This window comes from Micromonospora sp. AMSO1212t, from assembly GCF_008868145.1.
Classification (GTDB): Bacteria; Actinomycetota; Actinomycetes; order Mycobacteriales; family Micromonosporaceae; genus Micromonospora; species Micromonospora tulbaghiae.
Genome location: NZ_WBKS01000315.1, coordinates 1 through 446 on the forward strand (window position 1 = coordinate 1; position 446 = coordinate 446).

General features: G+C 70.9%; 1 pseudogene. It reads right to left on the minus strand.

The features are described from left to right. Positions 1-446: pseudogene (locus F8279_RS29955) on the minus strand (glutamate ligase domain-containing protein); the annotation flags it as partial.

The following is a 446-nucleotide window of genomic DNA, read 5'->3' on the forward strand; positions in this document are numbered from 1 at the left end:
CCCGACGCCGCTCAGCTCACCGGGGACGTCCTCCTCGGCCATCGCCACCGCCAACTCGATGGCGTCCGGCATCTCCTCGGCCGAGGCCACCCGCTCCTCGCCGAAGATCTCGGCGGCCAGCGCGCCGAGTTCCTCCGTCGGCATCGCCCGTGGCGAGCTGTTGCGGGTGACCACCACCTGGTCGACGACCGGCTCCAGCAACTCCAGCAGCGCTTCGGCGTCCTTGTCGGCCAGTACGCCGATCACGGCCACCAGCTTGCTGAACGCGAACTCCTCCTGGAGCGCGGTGACGGTGGCCTTCATGCCGTGCGGGTTGTGCGCGCCGTCCAACAGGATGGTCGGGGCGTTACGGACCCGCTCCAGCCGACCCGGGAGCTGGTCGAGGCGAAGCCCTCCCGGACCGCCTCGATGTCCAGCTGACGTCGAGCCCCCGCACCCAGGAACGC